Annotated in this window: 26 protein-coding genes; all 26 read right to left on the bottom strand. The window is 27.6% G+C overall.

Features of this window, described 5'->3' with window-relative positions:
- Positions 1-15 precede the first annotated feature (15 nt).
- The gene (locus JOC62_RS17335; RefSeq protein ID WP_204596535.1) at positions 16-1734 is read right to left on the bottom strand and encodes a BppU family phage baseplate upper protein; all 1719 of its coding nucleotides are present in this window, start codon (positions 1732-1734) and stop codon (positions 16-18) included.
- Between the two features lie 37 nt (positions 1735-1771).
- A complete protein-coding gene (locus JOC62_RS17330; RefSeq protein WP_204596534.1) occupies positions 1772-4030 on the bottom strand; it encodes a phage tail spike protein in 2259 nt (752 codons plus the stop codon).
- 13 nt (positions 4031-4043) lie between these two features.
- On the bottom strand, positions 4044-4751 hold the full coding sequence (locus JOC62_RS17325; RefSeq protein WP_204596533.1) for a distal tail protein Dit: 708 nt from the start codon (positions 4749-4751) through the stop codon (positions 4044-4046).
- A 10-nt stretch (positions 4752-4761) separates the two neighbouring features.
- Positions 4762-7299: a phage tail tape measure protein gene (locus JOC62_RS17320; RefSeq protein ID WP_204596532.1), complete on the bottom strand. Its 2538-nt coding sequence runs from the start codon at positions 7297-7299 to the stop codon at positions 4762-4764.
- On the bottom strand, positions 7299-7544 hold the full coding sequence (locus JOC62_RS17315) for a hypothetical protein (protein ID WP_204596531.1): 246 nt from the start codon (positions 7542-7544) through the stop codon (positions 7299-7301). Before JOC62_RS17315 ends, JOC62_RS17320 begins: the two co-directional genes overlap by 1 nt.
- 74 nt (positions 7545-7618) lie before the next feature.
- Positions 7619-8119, bottom strand: a complete 501-nt coding sequence (locus JOC62_RS17310; RefSeq protein ID WP_204596530.1) for a hypothetical protein — start codon at positions 8117-8119, stop codon at positions 7619-7621.
- Between the two features lie 48 nt (positions 8120-8167).
- A complete protein-coding gene (locus JOC62_RS17305; protein ID WP_204596529.1) occupies positions 8168-8719 on the bottom strand; it encodes a hypothetical protein in 552 nt (183 codons plus the stop codon).
- 14 nt (positions 8720-8733) lie between these two features.
- Positions 8734-9084 carry a hypothetical protein gene (locus tag JOC62_RS17300; RefSeq protein WP_204596528.1) on the bottom strand — a complete coding sequence of 117 codons (351 nt, stop codon included), beginning with the start codon at positions 9082-9084 and terminating at the stop codon, positions 8734-8736.
- Positions 9085-9405 (bottom strand): HK97 gp10 family phage protein, encoded by a 321-nt coding sequence (locus tag JOC62_RS17295; protein WP_204596527.1) that lies wholly within the window; start codon positions 9403-9405, stop codon positions 9085-9087.
- Positions 9398-9718 (bottom strand): hypothetical protein, encoded by a 321-nt coding sequence (locus JOC62_RS17290; RefSeq protein WP_204596526.1) that lies wholly within the window; start codon positions 9716-9718, stop codon positions 9398-9400. The genes JOC62_RS17295 and JOC62_RS17290 overlap by 8 nt, the downstream gene beginning before the upstream one ends.
- A complete protein-coding gene (locus JOC62_RS17285; RefSeq protein WP_204596525.1) occupies positions 9712-9987 on the bottom strand; it encodes a hypothetical protein in 276 nt (91 codons plus the stop codon). Before JOC62_RS17285 ends, JOC62_RS17290 begins: the two co-directional genes overlap by 7 nt.
- 21 nt (positions 9988-10008) lie before the next feature.
- A complete protein-coding gene (locus JOC62_RS17280; protein WP_204596524.1) occupies positions 10009-10965 on the bottom strand; it encodes a hypothetical protein in 957 nt (318 codons plus the stop codon).
- 20 nt (positions 10966-10985) lie between these two features.
- On the bottom strand, positions 10986-11555 hold the full coding sequence (locus tag JOC62_RS17275; protein WP_204596523.1) for a DUF4355 domain-containing protein: 570 nt from the start codon (positions 11553-11555) through the stop codon (positions 10986-10988).
- Between the two features lie 99 nt (positions 11556-11654).
- Positions 11655-11819: a CPCC family cysteine-rich protein gene (locus tag JOC62_RS17270; RefSeq protein WP_204596522.1), complete on the bottom strand. Its 165-nt coding sequence runs from the start codon at positions 11817-11819 to the stop codon at positions 11655-11657.
- Positions 11820-11821: 2 nt separating this feature from the next.
- Positions 11822-13069, bottom strand: coding sequence for a minor capsid protein (locus JOC62_RS17265; RefSeq protein ID WP_204596521.1), 1248 nt, complete (start codon positions 13067-13069; stop codon positions 11822-11824).
- Positions 13053-14444 carry a phage portal protein gene (locus tag JOC62_RS17260; RefSeq protein ID WP_204596520.1) on the bottom strand — a complete coding sequence of 464 codons (1392 nt, stop codon included), beginning with the start codon at positions 14442-14444 and terminating at the stop codon, positions 13053-13055. The genes JOC62_RS17265 and JOC62_RS17260 overlap by 17 nt, the downstream gene beginning before the upstream one ends.
- A gap of 12 nt (positions 14445-14456) precedes the next feature.
- Positions 14457-16115: a hypothetical protein gene (locus tag JOC62_RS17255; protein ID WP_204596519.1), complete on the bottom strand. Its 1659-nt coding sequence runs from the start codon at positions 16113-16115 to the stop codon at positions 14457-14459.
- 428 nt (positions 16116-16543) lie between these two features.
- Positions 16544-16945 (bottom strand): helix-turn-helix domain-containing protein, encoded by a 402-nt coding sequence (locus JOC62_RS17250; RefSeq protein ID WP_204596518.1) that lies wholly within the window; start codon positions 16943-16945, stop codon positions 16544-16546.
- A gap of 187 nt (positions 16946-17132) precedes the next feature.
- Positions 17133-17552, bottom strand: coding sequence for a DUF1492 domain-containing protein (locus tag JOC62_RS17245; RefSeq protein WP_204596517.1), 420 nt, complete (start codon positions 17550-17552; stop codon positions 17133-17135).
- A 262-nt stretch (positions 17553-17814) separates the two neighbouring features.
- Complete coding sequence (locus JOC62_RS17240; protein ID WP_204596516.1) at positions 17815-19665, bottom strand: phage/plasmid primase, P4 family; 1851 nt, start codon at positions 19663-19665, stop codon at positions 17815-17817.
- A 12-nt stretch (positions 19666-19677) separates the two neighbouring features.
- The gene (locus JOC62_RS17235; protein WP_204596515.1) at positions 19678-19944 is read right to left on the bottom strand and encodes a nucleoside triphosphate pyrophosphohydrolase family protein; all 267 of its coding nucleotides are present in this window, start codon (positions 19942-19944) and stop codon (positions 19678-19680) included.
- Positions 19945-19946: 2 nt separating this feature from the next.
- Complete coding sequence (locus tag JOC62_RS17230; RefSeq protein WP_204596514.1) at positions 19947-21644, bottom strand: hypothetical protein; 1698 nt, start codon at positions 21642-21644, stop codon at positions 19947-19949.
- Between the two features lie 5 nt (positions 21645-21649).
- Positions 21650-21943 (bottom strand): hypothetical protein, encoded by a 294-nt coding sequence (locus JOC62_RS17225; protein WP_204596513.1) that lies wholly within the window; start codon positions 21941-21943, stop codon positions 21650-21652.
- A gap of 14 nt (positions 21944-21957) precedes the next feature.
- Positions 21958-22464, bottom strand: coding sequence for a hypothetical protein (locus JOC62_RS17220; RefSeq protein ID WP_204596512.1), 507 nt, complete (start codon positions 22462-22464; stop codon positions 21958-21960).
- Between the two features lie 157 nt (positions 22465-22621).
- Positions 22622-23080, bottom strand: coding sequence for a DUF669 domain-containing protein (locus JOC62_RS17215; RefSeq protein WP_207758209.1), 459 nt, complete (start codon positions 23078-23080; stop codon positions 22622-22624).
- A gap of 15 nt (positions 23081-23095) precedes the next feature.
- Positions 23096-24517, bottom strand: a 1422-nt coding sequence (locus JOC62_RS17210) for an AAA family ATPase (protein ID WP_204596511.1), incomplete at its 5' end; no start/stop codon positions are given.

Genomic DNA, 24517 nt, shown 5'->3' with positions numbered 1-24517 from the left:
GTATCAAGCTCCTTTCTAATAATTTATATCTACCCCACCTATTAGAAGACACCTAACATCTGCATAAGCTGGTAAATCTCTTATCTTTACATAGTTATTATTTCTGTCTATAAAACAGATTCTTATTGTTACTCCATCAGATTCTAAGTTTAATCTAGGTTCTATACCTGCTTTCCCTAATTGCCAATCTGCATCACCTGTCATAAAAGCTATACTTTTAAATGGAACTTTTAAGATTGCTCTTACTTCATCATCAGGATCAGTATAATTTATAGCACTAAATAAATTCCCTAGGTTTTTAGTTGCTCCATTTCCCCAATCAGCTAATCCCCATGAAGTGTCGGGATTTCTTTGCAAAGAAAATGCAAGAATTTTAGGAATAAGACACTTAGAAGGATTATCGTTACGGTACATGAGATTGAACATACTGGGAGTTGAAAACTGTTGTGCTTCATTTGTTCTAATTGAATATATTCTATTAGCTCCATTATAGCCTATAGCCAAGTAAGGTGTAGCTCCATCTCTTACTAATGTTATACCTTCACTTTCTCCAGCTTTCTTTATACTAAAGTGGCCCATTATTTCATGAGTTTCTATATTAATACAAGTGACTTTATCATTCGTATAATAATATAAAATTCCATTGTAGTATTCCAAGCCTTGTGGTATACCCTGATTAGGTATTTCAAACTGTGGAACTATAGAATTACCATTGAAGTCCATTATGTTAAATAATATTCTTCCGTTATTCCCTCCTGGAGAAGTATGCAAAATAAGTCTATCATGGTCATTATCTATTGCTAATAGTGCTGCGGTTCCATACCTTTCTAAATTTATATCCCTAGTAACTCTTTTATTATTAAAATCTACTTCATAAACATGAGTTGGATTAGAACCACCACCATTAGCAACATATATCTTTCCATTACTTTCTCTAAATCCTAAACCTGCCGCATGGCCTATTCCTATATTCCCAGTTGATGCAACTCTAACCCCACTCTTAGTATATTTGACTATATCGCCTTGATTATTTCCAACATCAAAACCAATATAAAAATGATCTAGCCCATACGTTAATCCTTGTTGGTTTCTATTATCATCAACATAAAACATAAGATCTGCTTGAATTCCTGTATCAAAATTCATAAGTTTTTTTGGAGCTAAATCACAATCATCTAATCTGTTTGTTTTCTTAATAGTATTATTTTTTAGATAATCTATATTTTTGTTTATATTTTTATTTTCTTCTTTTACAGTATTTGCAGTGCTTAGGGCATTATTAGCTTTATCTTTTGCATCCTTAATATTTAAATCAATATTATCAATATTTTTTAATGCATTTTCTAAAGCTGTATACTCATTAGAACTTTCTATTGCATTATCAGACATTAAATTTTTATCCACTATAATTCGCATTATGTTAGAACTTAATTGACCGCCATTAACAGGTATTATTTTTAATTGATATTCTGTAGTGCCTAATCTTAATAATCCATCTGTAAGCTCTAATTGAGCTATTCCTTTCGTACTATCAACTATAGTTAAATCATTAAATACTTCTTGACATTTGCTATTAATAGCATAAATTCTAACTTTACAATTAGATAAGTCTATAACCTTATTAGAACCAATAAACTTAAAATTTATAAATCTTGTCTTTGTATCATGCTCTATAGCTTTAATTTCTGTAATTTCATTCCTATCTATATCGATAGTCTTTTGTAAAATATACAATTAATCACACCTCCTTGGATATAAAAAAATAAGCCTGTTAATTGATTACAGACTTATTTTTTATCTTAGTTTCATATGCTTTTTTAAATACAAGCTCTTCATTCATTTCTTCAAAGCCTTTTCTTCTACCTTCAAGCTTATATTTAAACTTAATAGGTCTATCACTTTCTATAATAAAATATCCTGGATATTGTCCAGTTATTTTGTAATCTCCAAAATCAAATTTTGTTATCCATACTATATATGGTAAATCCGTATTAATACATTCTCTAATCATTTGAGAAATTTGAACTATACATTTATATTTACCTGTATTCTGTAATGTTGTTTCATATATATTATCAATATCAGTTTTAGTTAATAAAGAATTAATATCCTCATTGGCATAAAAAGGAACATCACCAAATTCTTTAGTTCTTTGAATACAATTTTTATTACCATATACATTAAAATTACCCTCTACAGAAGTAGAATTGCTATTTAAAGAAATACTATTAGATTTGACTCTAAAGCTCTTCATTTTGTCTCCCTTATCCCATATATCCATTATGGGAGTTGAAATTGTTAAACCCGTAGAGAATCCCATTACTGCCAGTGATTGAATAAACATACTTGCTACTATTCTATTATTATCATCTTCTTCTGTAAGTATTACACCTTGGTTTCCACTTATTCTAGCATATTCAGTCGATCTAAGTTTCCCATTCTTTAAGGAACACTTATGCTCTCCTGTAACTATATTTTCATAGTAACTTATTAATTCACCTGTATTTAAATTAAAACTACAATTTTTACCCCGTATAATCCCTTTATTAAAATTAACCTCTCCAGTTTCGAGATTTATTGAACAGCCACCATCTAAGCTTTGAATTAATATTGCCGTAAGTATTCCAGTTTGAATTAAATCGGCATTTAACTCACCTGTTTTTATCAAGCTAGCATTAAATACTCCATCTTGTGTTAATCCTATAGTATACTTTCCATAATACCCAGTGGAACTATGAGCCAATCCACCTTTATTCCAACGCCAAACGTTAATGGCGGTATTTATATCTTTAGTATCCATTATCAATATTTCATTTTGTCTTACTAACACATAACTATCTGAGATTCCTGAATTTATCATAGCATTTATATATTCAGATACATTATTATTTCCACTATCCATTAATTTATTTTTAATATCTTGAAGTATTTTATTAGCATCTATACCCATTCCAGTTTTTTCAGGCATATTAGTCAATGTAGTACTATCGGGTCGTTGTGTTAATACATTAAATATTCTTTCTAACATACGAACTTTAATATCAATATTTAATGAATCGATATGAACTCTGACTGTATCACCTGGTAAAACTCTTTCAGCTTGAATATAATTTTTATATTCTTCCGTTTGTTCTAATAAGACAAAATTAATATCATAAGTTGCTAAAAGCTCATCTATATGATTTTCACTAAATTCAGCTTTAATTCTTTTATTTAATTCAGCTTTAGCTTCTTCTTCAGTGTTAAATCCTTCAGGATCTTCATCTGTCCTTATTTTAACGTCATCATAATTAAATATGTTTGTATATACTCTAGCGTAATTATTAATTAAAGGACTATCTATATAATCGCCATATAGTCCATTGTAACCTTGTCCTTGTGCTCTTGTAGTTAATCCATCAGTATTAGTACTTCCATTGAATCCTAGTAGGTTTTTACCCTCTCTGATAGTTACTCCGTGGTCTGAACCAACATGGGTTAAAATAGATAAATTATATCCCCTTCTTAGGAATTCACCACCCCATCTATTTATAAAAGATTGGTCACAATCATGAATAGCTTTATACATGTTCATTTTGGGATAGTAAGCAGTTGATTCATTTTCAATATTAGAGTTAACAAATATTTCTTTTGTTCCAGTAGAATTATTATATATATAATTTAATGCAGTAGCACCATTGATTTTAGTTGGCCTTACATCTTCTAGCCAAAGGTTTAATGTTTCAGAAATAGTTATTTGTCTAGCAACTACAGTAATATCTCTAGTCGTTGGATCTAATTTATTAATTCTAAATACTTCATATCCATAATCCAACTTTACCTTTAAAATAGATTCTTCAATAATTTTATTAGATAAATTATTATCTTGTAGAAAAATACCATCTAAAATATAATTTCCTGTGAATGGGTTTTCAGTTACCTTACATTCAATACAAATATTATCTAATACATGACCGTTGGAACTCAATACCTCATTTCTTGTGGATTTAGGTGAAAATATACCTATTTTCATATCATTTTTAATTTCCAAGTGTATATCCCTCCTATCTATATTTTTGTGAAAATTTAAGGATCATGCTCGATATATTACCAGTCCAATTAATAGTATTTGTTCCTGGTATTAAAATCGGGAATGATCCTAAACTATCCATATCTTTACTTGTTAAATCTTTATTTAAGAATTGTTTTAATTTACTATTTATTTTTACAAAACCATTTACATTATTAATTTGTATATTTGCATCATTAAATTGAATTTGTATGTTTCCACTGGCTTCAATTTCTAAGATAGGAAGTTCCTTTTCTGTTCCTAAGTACTCTAAACTAAAGTTGTTAGTAATTTCTATTTCAGTTTCTTCAGGATCAGATAAAAGGCCTTCTACCAAAAAGGTTACATTAAAAGTTCCGTTTTCTTTAACTTCTCTTTCTATATCACCTTTAGTTAAATTTTTTACTATATAACATTTATCAGTTCTACCATAAAATAACCTTTTATCTTTAATATCATCTAGCCATTCGTTAATGAAATCAATCCTTCTCCAAAAGTTATCTAAATGGATCATTGAGAATGTAAAAGGTATCTCCTTATCTGGAAAAGTACCCTTTTTTATAATTAACTTTCCATTCATTCCTTCAACTTCAACATCTTCAGTATCTTCATTGGTTTGAGGAATAGAAGGGTACTCAGCTATACAAATATTTAAATCTCTATAACAATTTTTGTTATTAAAAATTAATTCATAATCTTCCATATACACACTCCTATCTAGTAATTACAGTTCTTCCATCGTTATATCCATCAATAGTTTTTTGATGTTTGGCTACTATTAAAGCGAACTCACGTCCATCAGCAATTAATTTAATTGGCCTATTAGCAATTGCATCTAACTTCTCCCAAAGTTTATCTAATGGGATTACAGCTTCAGGGTTAGAGCCTTGACCTTTATATTTATCACCTACAACTGTATTTGGACCTAATAACGTGGGTTGTGTAAAAATACCACCTTTATATAAATAGTTTATTTTAGGAAGATTTACTCCGAAATGTTGTCCACCAACAAACGGAATCCAACTTGGAGCAGTGAAACTAATAGAATTTATTCCATCGATAGCCATATTTATAAGTCCAATAACTCCATTTAATGGAGCTTTCATGACTGCACCTAATCCATCCATAATTCCACCAAATATATTTTTTACTCCTTCCCATGCTCTGCTCCAGTCAGCTTGGAATACTCCAGCTATAAAATCAATAATTCCTCCAAAAATTCTTTTAATAGAATCCCATACATTTTGTACATTATGCATGAAAGCATTTATAATATTCCCAAATGCCCCAAAGGATTGTGTCCAATCAGTTGAAAATACTCCTTTTAAGAAATTTGAAAATCCACTAAATAGACCTTTTATAAAGCTCCAAACTTGGTTAACTCCATCTCTAAACCACTCACATTTATTATAAAGTGTTACAAATACAGCAGCTAAAGCCAAAAGAATAGTTATTACTAAGCCTATTGGATTCATACGCATAGCTAAGTTTAAAGCTTTTTGTGCTAAAGTCATTGCTTTTGTTGCGGCAGTTACTGCTAATTGAGCTGTTTTATAAGCTAATAATTTAATTTTATTAGCCAACCATACGGCACCATTTTTTATAGCTATAGCAGTATTTTTTATTAAAGATAATGTGAATTTTCCAATAGCTAATATACATTTACCAATTCCTTTAATAAAATTACCTATTCCTTTAACAGTAGCTTTAATTAGAGATAATGTAAAATTTCCTATGCTTTTAACACAACTAATCAAACCCCTACCAAATTTACCTATTAAATTAGTACCATCTTTTACACCTTTTCCAAAGTTTTTTACTCCATCAATACCTTTTTTTACTTGACCTGGGAATTTGACTAACGCAGTAATACTTTTATTTATTCCACCTACAAATTTACCTAAAAAAATAAAAGCTGGTCCTAATACTGCTATAAATCCAGCAATTGAAATTATAATTTTTTGTGTAGCTGGACTCATCTGAGAAAATTTTACTATCAATTCATTTGCTTTATTTATAAATGGAGTAAATATAGGTAAAAGATTATTTCCTATTACAGCCATAAGTTGACTTAAAGATTCATGAAATTTACGACTAGCATTCGCAGCTTGATCTCCAGTTCTAGAAAAGTCACCTTGAGCATCCTTAGTTTTTGACATTACATAGTTATATCTAAGTTGTACCTGCTCCGCTTGTGTCATATCCTGAATTTTCTTTTTAATACCCTGACTTTGTGCAAATTGTTGTAGATTAGTTTGAGTCATTACAACCCCCAAACCTTTTAGAGCTTCAGTTTCACCAGTATAAACACCGGTTAAAGCAGTGCTGGCTTGATCAATACTTATATTTTTAAACGAAGCCAAATCAGCTGCTAATTGAGTTAAACTTTCTGAATATTTCATAGTTTGATCATTTGTTAATCCCATTGAAACTGACATATCTCCAAAATGTGAAGCCATTTCTAATGCACTGCTTTGACTCATACCCATAGCATCTAAGGAAGTTTCAGACCATTTTTTAACTGCATCTGCATTTTTATCAAATACAACTTCAGCTTTATTCATATTTTCATTTAAGTCTGATGCAGTTTTAAAACTTGCAGTACCCACTCCAATAATTGGGAGAGTAGCTCCTACAAATAATTTAGTTCCTAGTCCACTTAATTTATTCGAAAAATCATTTAATTTTCCACTAATTCTATCAAATGTCCCACCAGTATTGCTAATAGCTTCGTTATTTTGCTGAATTGATAGTCGAGTTCTCTGTATATTATTTTCAGCACTATCCATTTTAAGAGAATAACTTTCAAGCTTTTGAATATTTGAATCAATAGCTTTGGAATTATTTTCATACTCTTGTCTTAATGTCTCTAATTTTGCCCTTAATTCTTTAGCTTCATTAGAATTACTTCCATACTTCCTTACAGCATCATTTAATTCATTATTAGTTTTTTGAATACGTTGCTCTAACTCACCATTACTCCTTTTTAAAACTAATAAGCTGCTATTAGTTTCTTTAAACTTTGCAGATAGTTGTTGTAAATTCATCGTCTGAGTTTTTAATTTATTAGATAATTCAGCTTGTTTAATCTTTAAAGAATCTAAAGATGATCCATATCCTTTAACATCAGTTGCGGTTGACTTAGATGCTTTTGAGGTTTCATTAAATTTTTTATCTAATTTATCTAATTCACCTACAACATCATTTACATTTAAATCAAAACTACCTCCTAATTTTAAAACATCTGCCATTAGTTATTCCCTCCTTTCAGTTTTTGTCTATGAATAGCCATTAAATTATTTTTAACATGTTTTCTACGTTCATCTATATCAATTTTTTTAGCTTTCTTTTTAACATTAATTCCAATAATCTCTTTGTATTGTTCATAACTGACTCTTTCATCAGTAAAAGTATTATTTGCTAGGTAGGTTTTAAATGTTCTTTCTTCGAGATATTGATCTACAATATCAACAATAATGTCTATTGAATCATCCAAATTTAATTCTGAAATATATTGAAAAGAATTAAATTTAAATAATATTCCAATTAAATTACAGCCTTGTTTTTCAACTAAGCTGTTAATGTAAAAAGTTTTTGGAAAGTTTCACTTGTGATAATTCCATAGATTAAATGTATTGTTTCATCAAACCCTTGCTCTTCGATTTCTTTAGGTTTAATGTTGTAAACATTAGCCAAGAATTTATATAATTCTTTTTCAGCTTGTGAAATTCGTTCAATAACAATAGTAAATATAACATTTAATATTTCTTTTTCTTTTTTTGAATCTAAAGAATCCATTTGATCTTTAATTTCAGGGTGCTTTTTATATTGATCTAATATATAAACCCCTAATCCATTTTCTTCTTCTCTTAGTTCCTTAACCTTTTCAGCACCTAATTCATCTGTAACGTATCCGATTATTTCTTGATATAAAAGGCCCTGTTTTCTTTCAGCATTTTTCATTATATCTATAACATCTAATATTTGATCTTTAACACCTAGCTTATTTACAATTCTCATAGCATCAAAACCTTGTTTAGTATTTAAATTCACTTGTTTTTTTTCATTCATAAATGTAGCTCCTTTCTAAATAAAAAAGGACTAAGTTTTAACTTAGTCCTATAAAATAATAAAAGGCTCTTCAGAACCTTTTGAATGACCTTCAAATGTCATTTTCACTCCATTTTCATTTTTATCTTTAAATTCTATTTGTAATCCACCAGTATTATATGTACTTTTTACACATATTCCAACTGGACTACCATCTTTCAAATTATCACCTATTATAAGAAGATCTTTATAAAAAGTAGTAGGAATTAATCCTGCTTTTATTGGCTTGAATTTACCTGTTGTAGTATCTTTTTCTAATAATGAAGCTTGGAAAACCGTATCACTTGTATTTAATATAGTAGTGTCAACTTTAGTTGTCCATCCAAGAATTCTTTGCCATCCAACTTCTTTAAGTCCATTACTTCCAGCGTGTTTTATATCCTGTATTTCAGGTTTAGCTTCAAATTTAAGTGTATCTTGAATTACGCCTAATTCCTTATCATCCAAAGTTTTAATTAATCCTGGAAGATCTTTTAATTGTTCATCTGTAAATGTTCCATAATACGCCATAGCATTATCAACTAATATATCAAGATCACTTGCAGTTTTTGTTGTTTCCAACTAAATCACCTCTCTTACTTAAATTGTCTTATATAATACTGAAGTATAGTATTATATTTATCGTTATCATAATATTCATTTCTAAAAATATTTTTTCTAATTATTCTACATTGGCAAGTTTTAAAAGTATATTTTTTTAAATGTTCATCAATTATTTTAGCTTCACTTTGAATTTTCAATTTATTAAATTCATGGCCAACAATTCTAATCTGAAGATCTATATCAATGCAGTAAGGTTTATCTTCAAAAGAATCACCTATTTTTATTTCTTCAGCAAATATATTATCTTTAAAATCAAAATCCTCGGGTATTTTATCAAGAGCTAGGGGGAAAAGTTTGAAAAGTTCAACTTGAATAGCCTCCATTTATTTTCCCACCTTTCTAAAATGTTTTATTAATATATTTAAAATTTTCATTTTATCTCTTTCTAAAGATACTCGTAAATAAGACTTATTTTCAAATTCAACCTTAGCAGCATAAACCAAATTACTACCCCAAGATATACGAATATTACTACCTTCAGGTTTTCTAAAAGAAGTAATAGAACGAGCAAGTGTTCCCGTTTTAACTGGAGTAACTGAAATAATATCAGCTTTTACCGTAACTTCAATTTCTCTTGATGCCTGTATACTAGCATCTTGTAACTGTTTAATTATTTCAGGTAATCTATTTTCAGTTTCAATCATTAATTTTCACATCACTTTCTAATAGAGCATATAAATAATAATCTCGCCAAGGTATCTTTTTTTCTATTTTATATATCTTATTATCATTTACGAGTATATTATTTACGAGTAAATCTTGCTCACAAAATAACTGAATATTTGATTTTATTTCACTACCCCACGTATATTTAATAGCTTTTTCATCTATTGGTTGAATATTACACGGAAATTCTTCAGATTTAATATATCCCTTTTCCAATTGTCCTATTTTATTTCTATGAGTTGATGTTATTGTAGTAAAATATTTATCGTTTAATAGTCTTTTTACTAACACATTAATACTCCTACTTTAGCCTTTGGATTAGGTAATAACACACGTACATCTTTTATTAAATCTTCCATGCTCTGATTATTATAAGTAATACTTTCCTGCCCTAATGTTTCAGTTTTTATATTTTGATCGTATTCAAAATAATCTTCCAACTTTTTCTCTAATATACTAATTGCATTTTTAAAATTTTCTTGAACGTAGCTTTTTGTGTATTTTGAAGGATTATTTAAATAATTAAATATAATTTCTATTGCTATAGAATTATTATCCATTAATTACTCCCTCCTTATAAATTATTCTTTACCTGATTCAACTGTTTCTGATTCAACTACTTCTGAAGGTTTTGCACCTTTAAAATTTGCATACATACCCTTTATCTTATTATCCATAACCCAAAGATCATGGAATTTTCTATAATCCATTTTCCAAGCGTCCGCATCTTGATTTACTGATGGTTCGAATATTCTAACTTTATCAGTCTTTGAGACGGCAAGTGGCACCTCTTTAGCAATCATGATAAAATTCATATCTATCGCTCCAGTTGCCTTTTCAAATCCTCCTTTTTCTTGGCCAGAAGTTTTACCATCTAAAATATTAATTCCAGAAACCATTTTATTACTTGCAGTTGGAATTAATAAACATCCGTCATAATCATATATTTGAGTATTTACACTACCAGTATTTGCAGCTGGATTTAATGTTCCAATCATGGCTTGTTCTAAAGTATTTTTAAAATCATTAGTACAATGAACCATTATGATACCATTAAAATCATTATCTCTAAGTTTTGTTAGTGCATTTTTAAAAGTTGCAATAACATCCGATTTCTTTGGAGTATAACTATAATCAGCAACTTCATTATCTATAGCCATTTTTGCTAATTTTGAAATTCTAAACGCATCAACTTCTGGAGTTACTTTTGTTCTTTGGAATTCTCCCATAACAGTAGCAGCAGTTAAACCATAATTAGTTTCATTTACATATTGTGAATCAAAATTAAATGATCTACCTCTATCTTGTTTCATTTTCATAGTTTCATATTCAAATGAAAGAGAACCTTTAGTAAACCCATCAGTTCTATCATAATTTCCTAAACCATCCATAGCTATTTTAGGAATTTTAATTTCAGAACCTCCATCATAAATAACTTGTCCTGCATTTTCTTCCATCCAACCTGTTACAGATTGTTGTACCATCGCTTTATCAAGATTTTTTTGTAATACACTCGCAGTTTTTATTGTATTTGCCATTTAACATTCCTTCTTTCTTTTTATTTTATTCCCATAGCAGCTGCCATTTCACTTTCTAGTGTTGAAGCTCCCTTATCATCATCTTTAGGTGGTTTATATCCACCGTTTAGTCTGTCATTTACCTGGCTATCTATATAATCTTTCATACTATTTTCAAATAATGTTATATTAGCATTTGTGGTATCATCATCTTCCCCCAACATAAAGTTTATTAAATCTCCAGGTATTTTCTTTTCAGATAAAGTATCTTTAAATTTAGATACCATTTCGGCTTTAGTTTTTTCTTTCTCCATATTAGTTAACTTCTCTTGAAGTTCTCTAATAGCCTTTTGTTCTGGTGTTTCTTCTTTCTTAGTTCTTTTTAATACTTCTGCTTCAATTAATTTTTCCATAGAATTAGTTTTAAAAGTTTCTATACCTTTAGTTACCTTTTGATCTACTAACCCTTGAATTTCTTTATTACTTGCAAGTAATTCATTAAAACCATCTTTATCTAATGGCTTTGCAAAACCATTATTAAGGATTATTTCATCTATTTCTTTATCTTCTTCTATATCCTTAATTAATTCTAAAATCTCTTTTTTTAACATTTTAAATTCCTCCTAATCCCCTACATAGTTGCAATTACCCCTATATAGTTAATTTTTTGCATAATAAAAGCACCTACTCTTTATCTAAGTAAGTGCTTATTAATCAATTTTTCCATACTTCTTATAATTTTCTCTAGCTTCTTTTAATGTTACATCATTCGGCCCCTTAATATCATCTTTTTCTTTTATCCCACTATTTTGATAATTACAATTATCGCAAATATCAAAAGAATCTACTTCATGACCACAAACTGGACATTTCATTGTCACACCTCCTTTTTCTTATAAAGATTTTGCTGCTCTTTCCAATATTCTATAGCATCCTTAGGTTTAAATAATGTTGAAATTTTACCATCTGCCCTACCAATTGCAAAATCATTTGTACTTATCTTATATTTAAATATAAAACCATCTTCACTTCTAAATCCCTCAACATCATTATCTATATCATGAGCTAATAAATTTCTAGCCTGATTTAAATAATCCTGTGGAGTTATATTACCATATTCATTAAGATGTTTTTCAATATGTTTTCTAAATTTCTTTTCATTATAGAATTCAGATTTTAACCATTCTTTATTATTAATTATACCATTATTAATGCTATTTTCCCATTCTTTATAAGTAGTATAATCACTGTCTTTCTTGGTTATATTATTAATTCTTTTACTAGGTCTATAATTCTTATCAGGTAAAAGAATATAAGTGCATCTATCATTAACGTGTATTGGAAGCTCTGGTCTATTTTCATCAACTCTATAAACCTTACCATCATAACCCTTACATATATCACAAGTATGAGTATCTAAAGTAGCTGAATATAATAAATATTCACCATCATTATCTTTAAAATATTGTTCATTAACTTGATTTTGCACTCTTGCTATTTCATTTCTAACTAATCTCTTAGATTCTGATTTATCTACTTCAAATCTGTCAATTATAACTTTTTCAATATCATTACAATTTATAGAACCATTCAAGAAATCTCTAATCTTAACCTTTAATTGTTTTGCTATCTTATTCTTGTTATCCCATATTCTTTCACCATAGTTTTTCCCATCTATGGTTTTCTCCAATATATTAGTAAGTTTTTTATCTGAAATTGACTTAATTTTAAAGTCAATACCTAAATTTAAAAGATAATTGTTTATGTTATATTTCTGCGTTCCCTGATTGATTAGCGTATTTTTTACAATATTATTTTCTTGATTATATTCATTATTAAACAACTCATTAATTTTATCATCTAATTCTTTAATCAATGGTCTTTTATCTAATAATGATATATCAATCTTATCATCAGAAATATTATATTTTAACATTATATTAGCTATCTCTTTTAATAACTCTGAAGCATTTTTATTTTGAATTTCATTGATATCAATTAATGATTTTTCACCTTCATCATATAAGATCTTAGCAAACTTCAAAAAATTAAGTACAAAAAATTGCTGATCTTTAGTAAGCTTATTAAAACCTTTAATAGAATTGCTATTAAACACCTGGATCACCTGGAACATCTCCCATAGATCCTTCTCTATCTTTAATTTCCTTTAGTGCTTTTTCATGTTCTGCTTTAGCGTTTGTTACAAAACTTAAATTTTCTATTGCAGTTTCAGCTGATATTATTCCTTGTGGTACTAATTTAGTTATTATATCTGCCATCGCACTATCATCACTTGGAACATTCAAAGTATATTTAATACCTACTTTATTAGAATCTAAAATTTGTCCAAATTTACTATTTATCCAGGAGATTATACAATATAATCTAGTCCTTATAGCCTTACTCATACAATTTTGTTGAATTTTTATTTTATTTCTAAGTGATATTATCCTAGTCATTAAAGCAACACCTGAAGTATTAGAACTCTGTTGCTGATTTAAATTAATATGTTGTGATAATTGATATATCATATCCGTTGTTATATCTAACATTGTTTTATATACATCACTTGAAATCTGCTTTACTAAAAATTTTGCATCTGAATCAACTTCTTTATCTGCATCCATAAGAATAATACCATTATCTCTAAAATATTTTATTATAGTTTCGGCAATTTGTTGTGCTGTTGGTTCTTTTCCTTCGTTTTTAGTTTTTATTTCTTCTATTTGTTCTTCACTTAATCCTAAATTCTTCAAAATTAAGTAACTCATTCTGTTATCACCAATCTCATTAGCAAAATCTGAAAGTATATTTTCCAAATTATCTTGAATACTTTTTAAATCATTAAATAAAGTATTATTTTTTCCATCAATTAACTCACAATAGCCAATCGGAATTATTCCTAGATAATGAGATTCTTCATTTATCTTTTTAAAATCTGCATTAAAAGTATATACCACATCAGAAGTAAAATAATTTATAAAAGTTTCAGTATTGTTTTTATCATCTATTTTCTGATATACATATATTGCACTTTCAACATTCCCATTTAAATCTAATTTAACATACGAGTTTAATGGACTTAATCTTCTAATTTTAAACATATTATCATCTATATAATACATTTCCATAGCTTGACCAAAAATAAGCTGATTAGTCATTAATTCAGCATCGGAATTAGGATTATATTTCATTATCTTATCTATTAATTGAACTTCCACACTATCCTCAGGTACTTGAACTCCATTAATTATTTCATCAAGAGTTAATTCTCTAGTATAAGTTATACTATTTCCAGTAGCGAAGGCCACTTCTTCATTTATAAATTTTTTAATAAAGTTAGCTTTAACTTTTCTATTATTACCAAACTTAGATTTAGGATAAGTTGTTTCTATATCAGTGCTTCCAACATAATAGTCCCACATTTTTTGATAATCATCTTTATTCGCTAGATATTTTTGATATAGATCTTTGACATCTTTTAATAAATTTTCATCCATACTTTTCACCCCCTAACGTTTTCCAAAGGCCATAGTACCTCTTTTTTTAATTTTAATTGTATCTATATTATTTATTCCCATTTCTAAACTATCAATGGCATCATCATGTATACTAAATTTTTGACCTTTGAACTCTTTAACCTGTTTGTTATAATCTTTATTTTCTGCATTAAAAATGACTATACCTGAATTTATCTTATCAGTTATAGTCATTATTCTTGCATCTTTATTTTTAGTATTATATATTGTAATAACTTGTATTTTCCTACGCTTTAATTTAGGATCTTTCTTAATTCCTTCTTCAATCCTTGTCGCATCTATTCCCTTAAAAGTATTTTTCTCCAGGAACACATGAGTTATATCTTCATCAGATCTTAATTTATCTAATACAGTTTCGATATATAAATCAAATTCCGTTACAGAATCAAATTTATATAAAGAACCTTCTTTTACTATATAGAAATTATTATATTTACCTAGTTTAGTCATAGATGTATAGTCAGATTTTTTATTATTTGTAGCTGATTGGTCAATAGTTAATATATTTTTACTACATTTATAATTAACTATTTCTTCAGGAGTTTTTTCAACCATACTTTCAATCCAATTATCACCTATTTTACTTGTATCACACATTAATTCTTGCATGAAAGCAAGTCTATTAGTAAAATAGGCGTTTGCAATATCTTTATAACATCTATATTTAGCATCCCAAATAGTATTAAATTTCATTTTATCGATATGATTCTTATAAAATTTCTCAGCAGTTTCAATATTTTTTTTATCATCAATATCTAATAGCAGCTCTCTATATTTAAGCCAATATTCATTATTTTTAAAGTATTCATCAATATCAAAACTTACTACTCCACGCCTAAATGTTCTAAATGTAGCATCATTTTCGATAGTTTCAATAAAATCACCACTGGCGAGTGGTGTTCCAAGTACAATAAACTTAGTATCACTTTTTATTTTCTCACCTTTTTTATTGTAGTTGGCCTTATCCCCTGACTCTAATATCTCTTTATAGTATTTATCAGCTATTTTCTGCATAGCTTCTTCAGATCTGGTATCTTCTTCTTTAAGAACATCATCACAAATTAAAATTTGTGGTCTTATATTATTGTAATTAATACCTCTAATTGTACCACTATATGATCTAGCACTAATCATGCTATCATTAGTTAATTCTAAATCATCTGCATTTACTTTCCTGCCTCTAGTATCAATCAGTGCCCCAAACTCTTCGACTATTTTTCTGCTTTCAAGCATTTTTCTAGTATCAAATATGAACGCTTGAGTATCTCTCTCATTTTTACCAGTAATAACAGTAAATTTACTTTTCTTATAGCTATGAGCCCATGTAGAAAGTAACTTATTTACTACTGTAGATTTAGCAAATCCTCTAGGAAGTACAAATTCTTCTCTATCAAATTCATCTTTAACAAACATTTTATTAAGTTCTTCCATAACTTCTAAGTGAGTTGAACTTGATTCTCTATTATCTGGTTCCTTATCTTGAGCCACAAAAAAATCTGTTAAATAATAAAATGCAAAAAATGAAATATCAATCTCACCTAAATTTCTTGCTAATGCTCTTTTATTATTTTTTATAAATTTAAGATCATTAACATTAGTAACTTCTAAATTAATATTTTTATGCTTTTTCATGTACTTTGCAATTAAATAAAATTCTAGTTGAATTTCTGTTAAAAATTCTTTATCATCTAAGTAATAAATAAAATCACCCCCTCGGTTTAAAATTTTTTATAAATTTTGTATAACTAACACCCCATCCAATCATTTACAATCAAAATCAGAATGGGCCACCCTAACCAATAAAGGTTGTTATTTCCCATTTGATTTAAAGTACCTTTTTGAAAGAATTTCGCTAAACACAGGTTTGGCGAAATTTATAAACTAACCTTTTCTATCAATGAATACCCATCAAACCCTTGGTATTACTAGCCTAGAGCGTACTTATCAATAGATATATACAATATTAATGCATAACCAATGAATAATTACATTAATTTAATGCATAAAAGGAATAATTTTAGTTGTATTTCTAGTAAGATTATTTATTATATTTCCCAAGATTATTCCCCTTGTTTCTCAAACTCCTTAACTAATTCATCTAGGTTTACATTATCAGTATTATTAGTATTATTATCATTAACCTCAACCTTTGTTGTAGTCTTACCAAGTACCCTATCTACAAGGTATTTTAATAGATCAGCTTTAACTTTAGAGCTTGTTTCCTTATTCAAGGCTAATCCTTCTATTTCATCAATATATAGCTTTATATTGTTCTCTACATAGTTCTTAGCAGAGGTTTGAATTTCTCGCCTAAGCGTGTCCACTTCAGTTTTAAATTCTTCATCATCTAGCCAATTATAAATAGTTTGTCTTGCTACTCCTAAAGCTTTAGCTATATCAGTTATTTGCTTACCTTCTAATATATATTGAATTGCTAGATATTGCTTTTTCCCTAATTGCATCCCCTCACCTTCTTTCATTACATTATTTACATTTGAAAATTAAAAAAGCACCTAGTTTTTACTAAGTGCTTTTGTTTTATTTACTTTTTCACTATCTATATTATAATCCTAATTAAAGTAACTTGAAAGAATGTTTTAGATAAACTTTCATAAATATTTAGACAAACTTTCGTTAAGTTTTAGGTAATTAACTTAATATACTTGATAATTCTTCTATTGCATCTTCTCTAGCTTTTCTACAAGTTGGTTCACTTATTTCTAACCTTTCACTTATTACACTCCATTTTAAACCGTCAATATATCTAAATTTTATTACTTTCTCATGTCTTCCTTCTAAATAATTTAATAAATTTTCTGTTCTTTTTATTTCCGTTTGTAGTTTTATCTTATTTTGTGTTAGCTGATCTATTCTATTTTCTTTATTTACTATTTCATTTTCTACATCTGAATTAAATTTATTTGTAGGGCCTGTTTTTTCATTTGAAATATTTAACCCCCTTATACCTTCAAAATTCATTTGAATTTCTTCTATTTCTATATCAATATCATTTATTCTAAACTTATTTTTTCTATAGTTTTTTAATAATTCTTCTATATATTCTTTCATTTTTCCTCCTTTTTGTTATTTATCTTAGACACCCTTTAAAATGTCTTGGTTATGCTATTTATAAGCATTTTTACTTAATAAAGTGTCTAAGATGAATATATAATATATATTATTTATAATTACTATATATTTTTTTATTTATATATAGTTATATATAAGAAAGTTAAAGTATCTTAGACACCTTAGACAAATTACCTTTAAAATAGCTTATTTACTAGCTTTATAAGTGTCTAATATGTTTTAAAAATATCATAGGCTTATCTTAGACATCTAAGACAAATATACTTACTCTTTTTCCATCAACTCTAATTTGCTTACTTTTATAACCTTTTTTACATATTTCACGACTAAATGCTATTTTTGATAATGCCTTTAAACCACTTTCAGAACACCAACTTGAATATTTTAAGTACATATCTTTAGTAGATTCATTTTCTAATTTATTTTCATCTATAAATGTAAGAATAGGATTATTTATTTTTTCATATTCTTTAATTTGTTCTTCTACTGCTGTTACTGTTGTAAATTTACGGTGAGCCAAAATTCTTTTTAAAGCATCAATTGAGATTCTAAGCATATATTCTAATGAATCATCAGCTAATAATTTATCTTTAATAAATGGATCAAAGTCATCATCCTTAACGCTAAATGTTGCATTGAAAGGAATAATTACTAACCTTCTCATTAACCCATTACTTGTATCATTAATTCTAGGCATTTCATTAGCTGAAAAAATTAATTTTGAATAGTTGGTAAAATCGAATGGATCTCTGCCCTTTCTTTCAACATTAACTGTTTCTCCAGTAACTAATTTTTTAAAAGTTGAGTTATCTGGAATATAATTATTACTTATATCATCACCTATATTGGTCAATTTCCCATATAATTCAGCAGTTTTAAATCTTTGACATAATTCATCTAATCCAATACTTGCTACATTATCAGGGCCAACTATTGCTTTAATTATTGATAATAAAGTTGATTTCCCATTACTACCTTCACCAGTTAAAATAAAGGCCTTACCTAATTCATTTCTTCTAAAAATGCAATAACCCACCATTTCTTCAATTAAAGCTCTTAAATTTTTGTCATTACAACATATTTTATTTAATGTTTTATCCATAGTTTCATTATACGCACCTGGATTATAATTTATTGGAACTCTATTTTTACATATATAAGATGGTTCAAATTCCTTTAAAGTCATATCACTAATATCTAACAATCCATTATTAAGAACTAAGTAATTTGGATCGCTTAAATTTTTATTTTCACATATTAAATCTAAATATGCTAAAACTTCAGCTCTTTTGGATTTTGTAAGAGTGGGAATAAAATTAATCATAGACTTTTCTATTTCATTTACATCGCTTATATAAATTCCATCTTTATATATATGAAGAATATTATCAATTTTTATTAAATTACACTCACATTTTAAGAAAGTGGCAAATTTATCATGCATAAGTTTATTTCCATCATAAAAGTTAGGTTTTTGAAATGCTTCATTTCTCAGTATGATCTTTAGTTCTTTTTCTTCTAATGGATTTTTTAATATATATTTATTTATAATTTTTATTGCTTCTTTTATTTCATCCTTAGCAAAATTATATTTTTGTAACTTCAATATGTAGTTAAAAAATACCTGGTTTCTTCCGTCACCTTCTTCTAAATTAAAAAAGTCAGGTATTTTTTCAACTACTTGGAGCCACCTTGGAAGGTTGTCCACTTCTTTTAATAATTTTATTTCTCTCTCTTTATTATTTATTTTTAGTGGTACTACTGCATTTTTTGAGCCTAATTTAATATCTACTGTAATTCCTAAAGCACATGTTTTCCCGACTGCATTTCTTCTCACATCGGTATTCTTAAAATAAAAATGTCTTCCCCTTGAAGTTTTTATTGTATTGCATTTTAATTTAAGATCCTTGACTATATTAAATAATATTTCCGCTTCAGTGCTATCATCAATATCAATCATAATGTAAGGATCATCAAGTACCCCACCATATTCTTTTAAATTTTGAACATCTTTTAATTTATAAAAATCCGTTCTTCCTCTTATTTTTTCTGTTGGCTTTTTGCCTTTTGTTGGTATAAATCCTTTAAACATTATTTTCACTTCCTAATGATCAACTATATCTGAAATTCTTTTAAGCTTTTCAGCTTTTATTTTTTCTATTTTATCTATATCATATAAAAGCTTCATTTGACCTATCATAATTTCTACATCTGCTATTTCTTCTTCTACATTATGATTATCATGTCTTATATCTTTACTTAATGCTTGTTGTAGTTCTGCACATTCCTCCATACAAACTATTTTCTGCATATTTGAGCCAAACTCTAATAATACTTTTCTATATATATCTTTTTCATCAGTATTTTTCATTTCTATTTCACTCCTAAAAAATCATTTATTCTTTTTTGGGCCACTTCTATGTACCAACCCTTGTCCAATCTCCTAGGTATCCTTTTACCTTTTATATCTGCATTATTTATAAAACAATTAATTGGTGTTCCTGCTATCTTTTCTTTTGTGGCTCCTTCACTTTTAACTTTAAATACTCCAGGATCATTATTCTTTGATGCAAATACTCTCAATACTTTTTCATCTAGTCTTTTATTTCCATGATAAGCACATAAATATTTACCTGATACTTTAACTACCTTTTGAAATTTTATTAGTTCTTTACATTCATTTATTGTAGTCTTAACTGGAATATCTTTAATAAAGTAGTTATATAATGCTTCATTTACTATTGGTAAATCATAATCTAATTTATTTAACGATTTAGCATAAGCACCCTTACTCTTAACTTTTCCACCTTCTTTTACAACATAATAATTATTTACATCCTTTTGGATAACTTTCTCTATTATGTCATGCTCTAATGTCATTCTTGTTCTATTGCACCATTCATTACAAACTTTTTTATAAATATTTAAATCATCTTTACATTCTAATTTGAACATTACACCATCTGTATTAGATTGAATTAATAAAGCACCTGGTAAAACTTCAAATACTTTTTCTATTAAATCAAGTAACATTAATTGACCATTTACACAAATATTATTTGCTTGTAATGGATCATATAAATTGTTGTATTTATCTTTACTTGCTCCATAAGTTGCGTTAAGTACAATTTTATATGGTTGTTGCTCTTTCTTTTTACCTTCATGTTTTAGTTTCATTCTATAATCGTATATTTCTTCATATTTTGATTTATTTGTTATATTTCTACTTAAAAAATTATATTCTATCCCTTCACTTGGATAAAAACTACCTACATCAGAATTTACAAATATTCCTTCGGAAATATAATTAGATCTTGCTCCATGTAAACCACCCCAACTAAATACATGTATTACTCCTTCTATATCAACTTTTAAAGATTTTTTATAGTCTTTATTTAGTGGGTTTAAGTACCACTCTAAAACCCACTTATATTTTTTAAGCCTTATAGTATCGACTATAGATATATTAAATTCATCATCATGATCTTTCTTTACTGCTCCTAAAATAATTGATGATAATTGAGCTTTAGTTTTATTTATATATTTTAGTGGTAATTTAAAGGTCTTTATTAATCCCATATGAGCTTCAAATTCCTCTATTCTATTAATAAAGACTTCCATTGTCTGCTCTACATCATGATTACAATAAAAAATAACTTCATCTAATTCTTTAGTCGTTAATTTTCTATCTATATCAAAAGGAATTGTAGTTTCTCTTATATCGTTCCCCATAAATCCCTCTAATTGCTTCAAACCATGCATTGACGTCATAACATCGTAATTAAATAAAGGTATTTTAAATAATAAAGAACTAAACTTCCATGCTGGTTGATGTTTTACTATTATCCAATCATTAATATCTTTTGGATTAAATCCAGCTAAAATTCCTTTTAAAATATATTGATCATAACTTCTAGAGTTATAACCACACCATATTTCTTCTTTATAGTTATTATAAAAATCAGTTAATTTATCTTTATCATTAACTATCACCGTAGTTGATCTATCATCAGTATTTTTTAATACTACTAACCAATCATATTTAAATACCTCGAAGTCATAAAATATCATTTCTTTTATTCCTTTCTTATAGTTTTTATTGGATCATTCCATTTAGTAATACCTAATCCAATAGCAATTATTTCTCCATTCTTATTTAAAAAATAAGATTTATTCTTATATTCCAAGGTAAATTCTTTCTCTATATGTCCTTGTGGAATAACTTTCATTTCAACATCTTCTCTAACTATCAAAATAACAGTTCCACCTTTATATAGATCTATTTGAATCCATTCTTTATTTTCTTTAAGATTCATTAAAGTTTTTTCTTGATTTTCATTTATTTCTTTAATTATAATTTCTTCTTCCAAAACGTCCTCCTAACTTACACATGACACTTTGATTTACTAATAGCCCAGTGTAATTCATTAAGATCTTTAAAGTAACTATTTTTATTCTTTAATGATTCTGCTTTTTCCTGATTAGTAAATGGCTTTCTTGTTGTTGCTCTTTCAATATCCCATCCTTTTCTTATTCTGTCATAAAAGAGTTGTCTACTTATTCCGTTTTCTTCTAGTCTTTTATAAACTTTATCTGAATATTTTCTATTTCTAATTGCAGTTTTTACTACTACAGTAGTAGCAGCTTTTTCTTCACTCCAACCATGTCTATTAACTCTACCCAAAAAAGTTGATTTCTTTATCCCATTTTCTTTAGCTACATTCATCCAGTAAGATCTATCATGTCTTTTATGTGGTTTTTGAGTTAAAGCTCTTTGTTTATCCCATCCATATAGCCTTATTCTTCTTTCTAAAGTACATTTAGAAATACCATTCTTTTCTGCAATTTTATATTCTTCAGGAGTTATATAATAATCAACTGGTCTAAACATATAATTACCCTCTTTCATTAGAAATGGCCCCATAAATGGAGCCATTATATAATTAAATGTCAGCTTAGAGAACTCATTGTTAGCAAAAGGAAATACCTCTCTTTCATCTTTTAATCTTTATAAAAGAAACTGACATTTTAAACTTGGACAAATAAAGCTAATCTTCTTTCTCAAATACCTCTGTTATTTCATAATCACTGTATTTTTCATTTTTAGCATTTTGACTATATTTAAGTGCAAACTCTAAATTTCCATTTACTGCTTCAAATACATCTAATAGCAATTCATTGTATTGAGTGAAATTATCAAAATCTACGTCAACTTCAGTTTCAAGTGATCTTAAAAACTCATTTGCATTATGTATGCCATAGCCATTATTTAATACTTGGTTATAGAATATTAATGAATCTTTATATTCTCCTGTTAAGATCTTAAACCAGATACTTAACATTGGATCACCTTTCTTAGTTGCCTTTAATTCAATTTTACTAATTTCTACTTCATATTCTCCATGTGGTACTTCTTTAAAATTACCAGCATTCTCTTTTGCTTCTTCGGTATCCTTTTTTAATCCTTCAGTATCTATATTTTTATCAAACTTTTCCCATAATTCCATTATTCAAAATCCTCCCTATTCTTTATCCTTTTTTCTTGATTTTCTAGCTCTTTTAGGCTTTTCTTCAACTGATTTTTCTTCTTTTGGTTCTTCATCCTTTGAAGTTTCTTCTAACTTTTCAATAGGAATTACTACTTCTTTAGATTCTACCTTTAAAGCTGCACCTTTTTTAACATTTCTTCTTTTATCGGCTTCAGCTTTAGCTTCGTTATAAACATCTAATAGCTTATCCCATTCTAGTGGTATTTCTTGTTCTTTTATTCCTAATCTTCCACCACCGAAAGTAACTTCATTTTGTTTAAAACTTAAAACTCTTGTATTATCTTCATTTACGATTACTCTACCAACAAAATCGACCATTCCAGCTAATTTATTTGCAATAGCTTCTTGAATATTTGGAGCAATCTTTGTAATTTTATCCCCTGATTTTTTAGTAATATCTTTTGATACATCTTCATGTGAAATTAAGAAAATATTATATTCTAAATTTAATAATCTTCTCATAGTGCTAAGATATTCGGTTTTTATGATATCCCATCCTTTACCGAAACCACTATCGGATTCATGTTGTATGCCTAGCTTGTCATACATGAAGATACGGCACATTTCTCTTGTATCTTCCACTAAGTCAACAATTATAGTTTTAAACTCTGAACCTTTTTCAAGTTCATCAATTGTATCTTTAAATACTTCCCATGCGAATTTTCTTTTTGTTATTCTTCCTTCTACTGTTACTTCATCTTTTATTGGAAGTCTTTGCATCGTAACATACTTTACGTTACCATCTGTATTTAAATTCAATGGATCCGGTGCACTATCTAAAAATGTAGTCTTTCCACTAAATGGAGCACCATAAATCCAACCTTTCATATAAGAAACTTTATTTATATCAACTCTTTCAACCTTTGGTAATAACATATAATCAATTCCTCTCTGACAATAATCTTTATATTCACACCAATCACATAGCTTGGTTACATTTTTTGTATAATCTTTAATTTCCTTAGTGTTTATTATGTTATTAAAAAACTCAATAACATGATTGGGGTTATATTTAACTTCTTCTAAAATAATTTCTTGTTCTTCAACTGTTTCTATTAATCTTTTTCTAAATTGATAAAGATCTTCTGTTTTCTTTTGCCTTATGAAAGTCTTAGGAACAAAAATAAATCCTAATTTTCTTACTTTAAATCCTTGTTGCTCTAAAAAATATTTGTATAATGATAATTGAGGGCTTTCGAGATATTTTTCAATGTTATTGGAATACTTGAAATCAAAAATATCAACTGAACCATCACTATTTTTAGTGATAAGATCTATAAACCCTTTGAATCTGCTAGTAGATATTAAATATTCTTGGGCGTATATATTAATATTTGCTAGTAGATTTTTTAATTTAGGTATTAAAATTTCAAATTTTATAATCTCATTGACATT

This window comes from Clostridium sardiniense (genome assembly GCF_016907995.1).
GTDB classification, from domain to species: domain Bacteria; phylum Bacillota; class Clostridia; order Clostridiales; family Clostridiaceae; genus Clostridium; species Clostridium sardiniense.
Note: the sequence above shows the minus strand (reverse complement) of the source record. Positions and strands in the feature narration are given on the sequence as shown.

What these genes read in the sequence shown, in the direction of transcription:
- JOC62_RS17325 (WP_204596533.1), bottom strand. Translation starts at nt 4,751, where the DNA reads ATGGAAGATTATGAATTAATTTTTAATAACAAAAATTGTTATAGAGAT.
- JOC62_RS17320 (WP_204596532.1), bottom strand. Translation starts at nt 7,299, where the DNA reads ATGGCAGATGTTTTAAAATTAGGAGGTAGTTTTGATTTAAATGTAAAT.
- JOC62_RS17310 (WP_204596530.1), bottom strand. Translation starts at nt 8,119, where the DNA reads ATGAATGAAAAAAAACAAGTGAATTTAAATACTAAACAAGGTTTTGAT.
- JOC62_RS17300 (WP_204596528.1), bottom strand. Translation starts at nt 9,084, where the DNA reads ATGGAGGCTATTCAAGTTGAACTTTTCAAACTTTTCCCCCTAGCTCTT.
- JOC62_RS17295 (WP_204596527.1), bottom strand. Translation starts at nt 9,405, where the DNA reads ATGATTGAAACTGAAAATAGATTACCTGAAATAATTAAACAGTTACAA.
- JOC62_RS17285 (WP_204596525.1), bottom strand. Translation starts at nt 9,987, where the DNA reads ATGGATAATAATTCTATAGCAATAGAAATTATATTTAATTATTTAAAT.
- JOC62_RS17280 (WP_204596524.1), bottom strand. Translation starts at nt 10,965, where the DNA reads ATGGCAAATACAATAAAAACTGCGAGTGTATTACAAAAAAATCTTGAT.
- JOC62_RS17275 (WP_204596523.1), bottom strand. Translation starts at nt 11,555, where the DNA reads ATGTTAAAAAAAGAGATTTTAGAATTAATTAAGGATATAGAAGAAGAT.
- JOC62_RS17270 (WP_204596522.1), bottom strand. Translation starts at nt 11,819, where the DNA reads ATGAAATGTCCAGTTTGTGGTCATGAAGTAGATTCTTTTGATATTTGC.
- JOC62_RS17260 (WP_204596520.1), bottom strand. Translation starts at nt 14,444, where the DNA reads ATGGATGAAAATTTATTAAAAGATGTCAAAGATCTATATCAAAAATAT.
- JOC62_RS17255 (WP_204596519.1), bottom strand. Translation starts at nt 16,115, where the DNA reads ATGAAAAAGCATAAAAATATTAATTTAGAAGTTACTAATGTTAATGAT.
- JOC62_RS17250 (WP_204596518.1), bottom strand. Translation starts at nt 16,945, where the DNA reads ATGCAATTAGGGAAAAAGCAATATCTAGCAATTCAATATATATTAGAA.
- JOC62_RS17245 (WP_204596517.1), bottom strand. Translation starts at nt 17,552, where the DNA reads ATGAAAGAATATATAGAAGAATTATTAAAAAACTATAGAAAAAATAAG.
- JOC62_RS17240 (WP_204596516.1), bottom strand. Translation starts at nt 19,665, where the DNA reads ATGTTTAAAGGATTTATACCAACAAAAGGCAAAAAGCCAACAGAAAAA.
- JOC62_RS17235 (WP_204596515.1), bottom strand. Translation starts at nt 19,944, where the DNA reads ATGAAAAATACTGATGAAAAAGATATATATAGAAAAGTATTATTAGAG.
- JOC62_RS17230 (WP_204596514.1), bottom strand. Translation starts at nt 21,644, where the DNA reads ATGATATTTTATGACTTCGAGGTATTTAAATATGATTGGTTAGTAGTA.
- JOC62_RS17220 (WP_204596512.1), bottom strand. Translation starts at nt 22,464, where the DNA reads ATGTTTAGACCAGTTGATTATTATATAACTCCTGAAGAATATAAAATT.
- JOC62_RS17215 (WP_207758209.1), bottom strand. Translation starts at nt 23,080, where the DNA reads ATGGAATTATGGGAAAAGTTTGATAAAAATATAGATACTGAAGGATTA.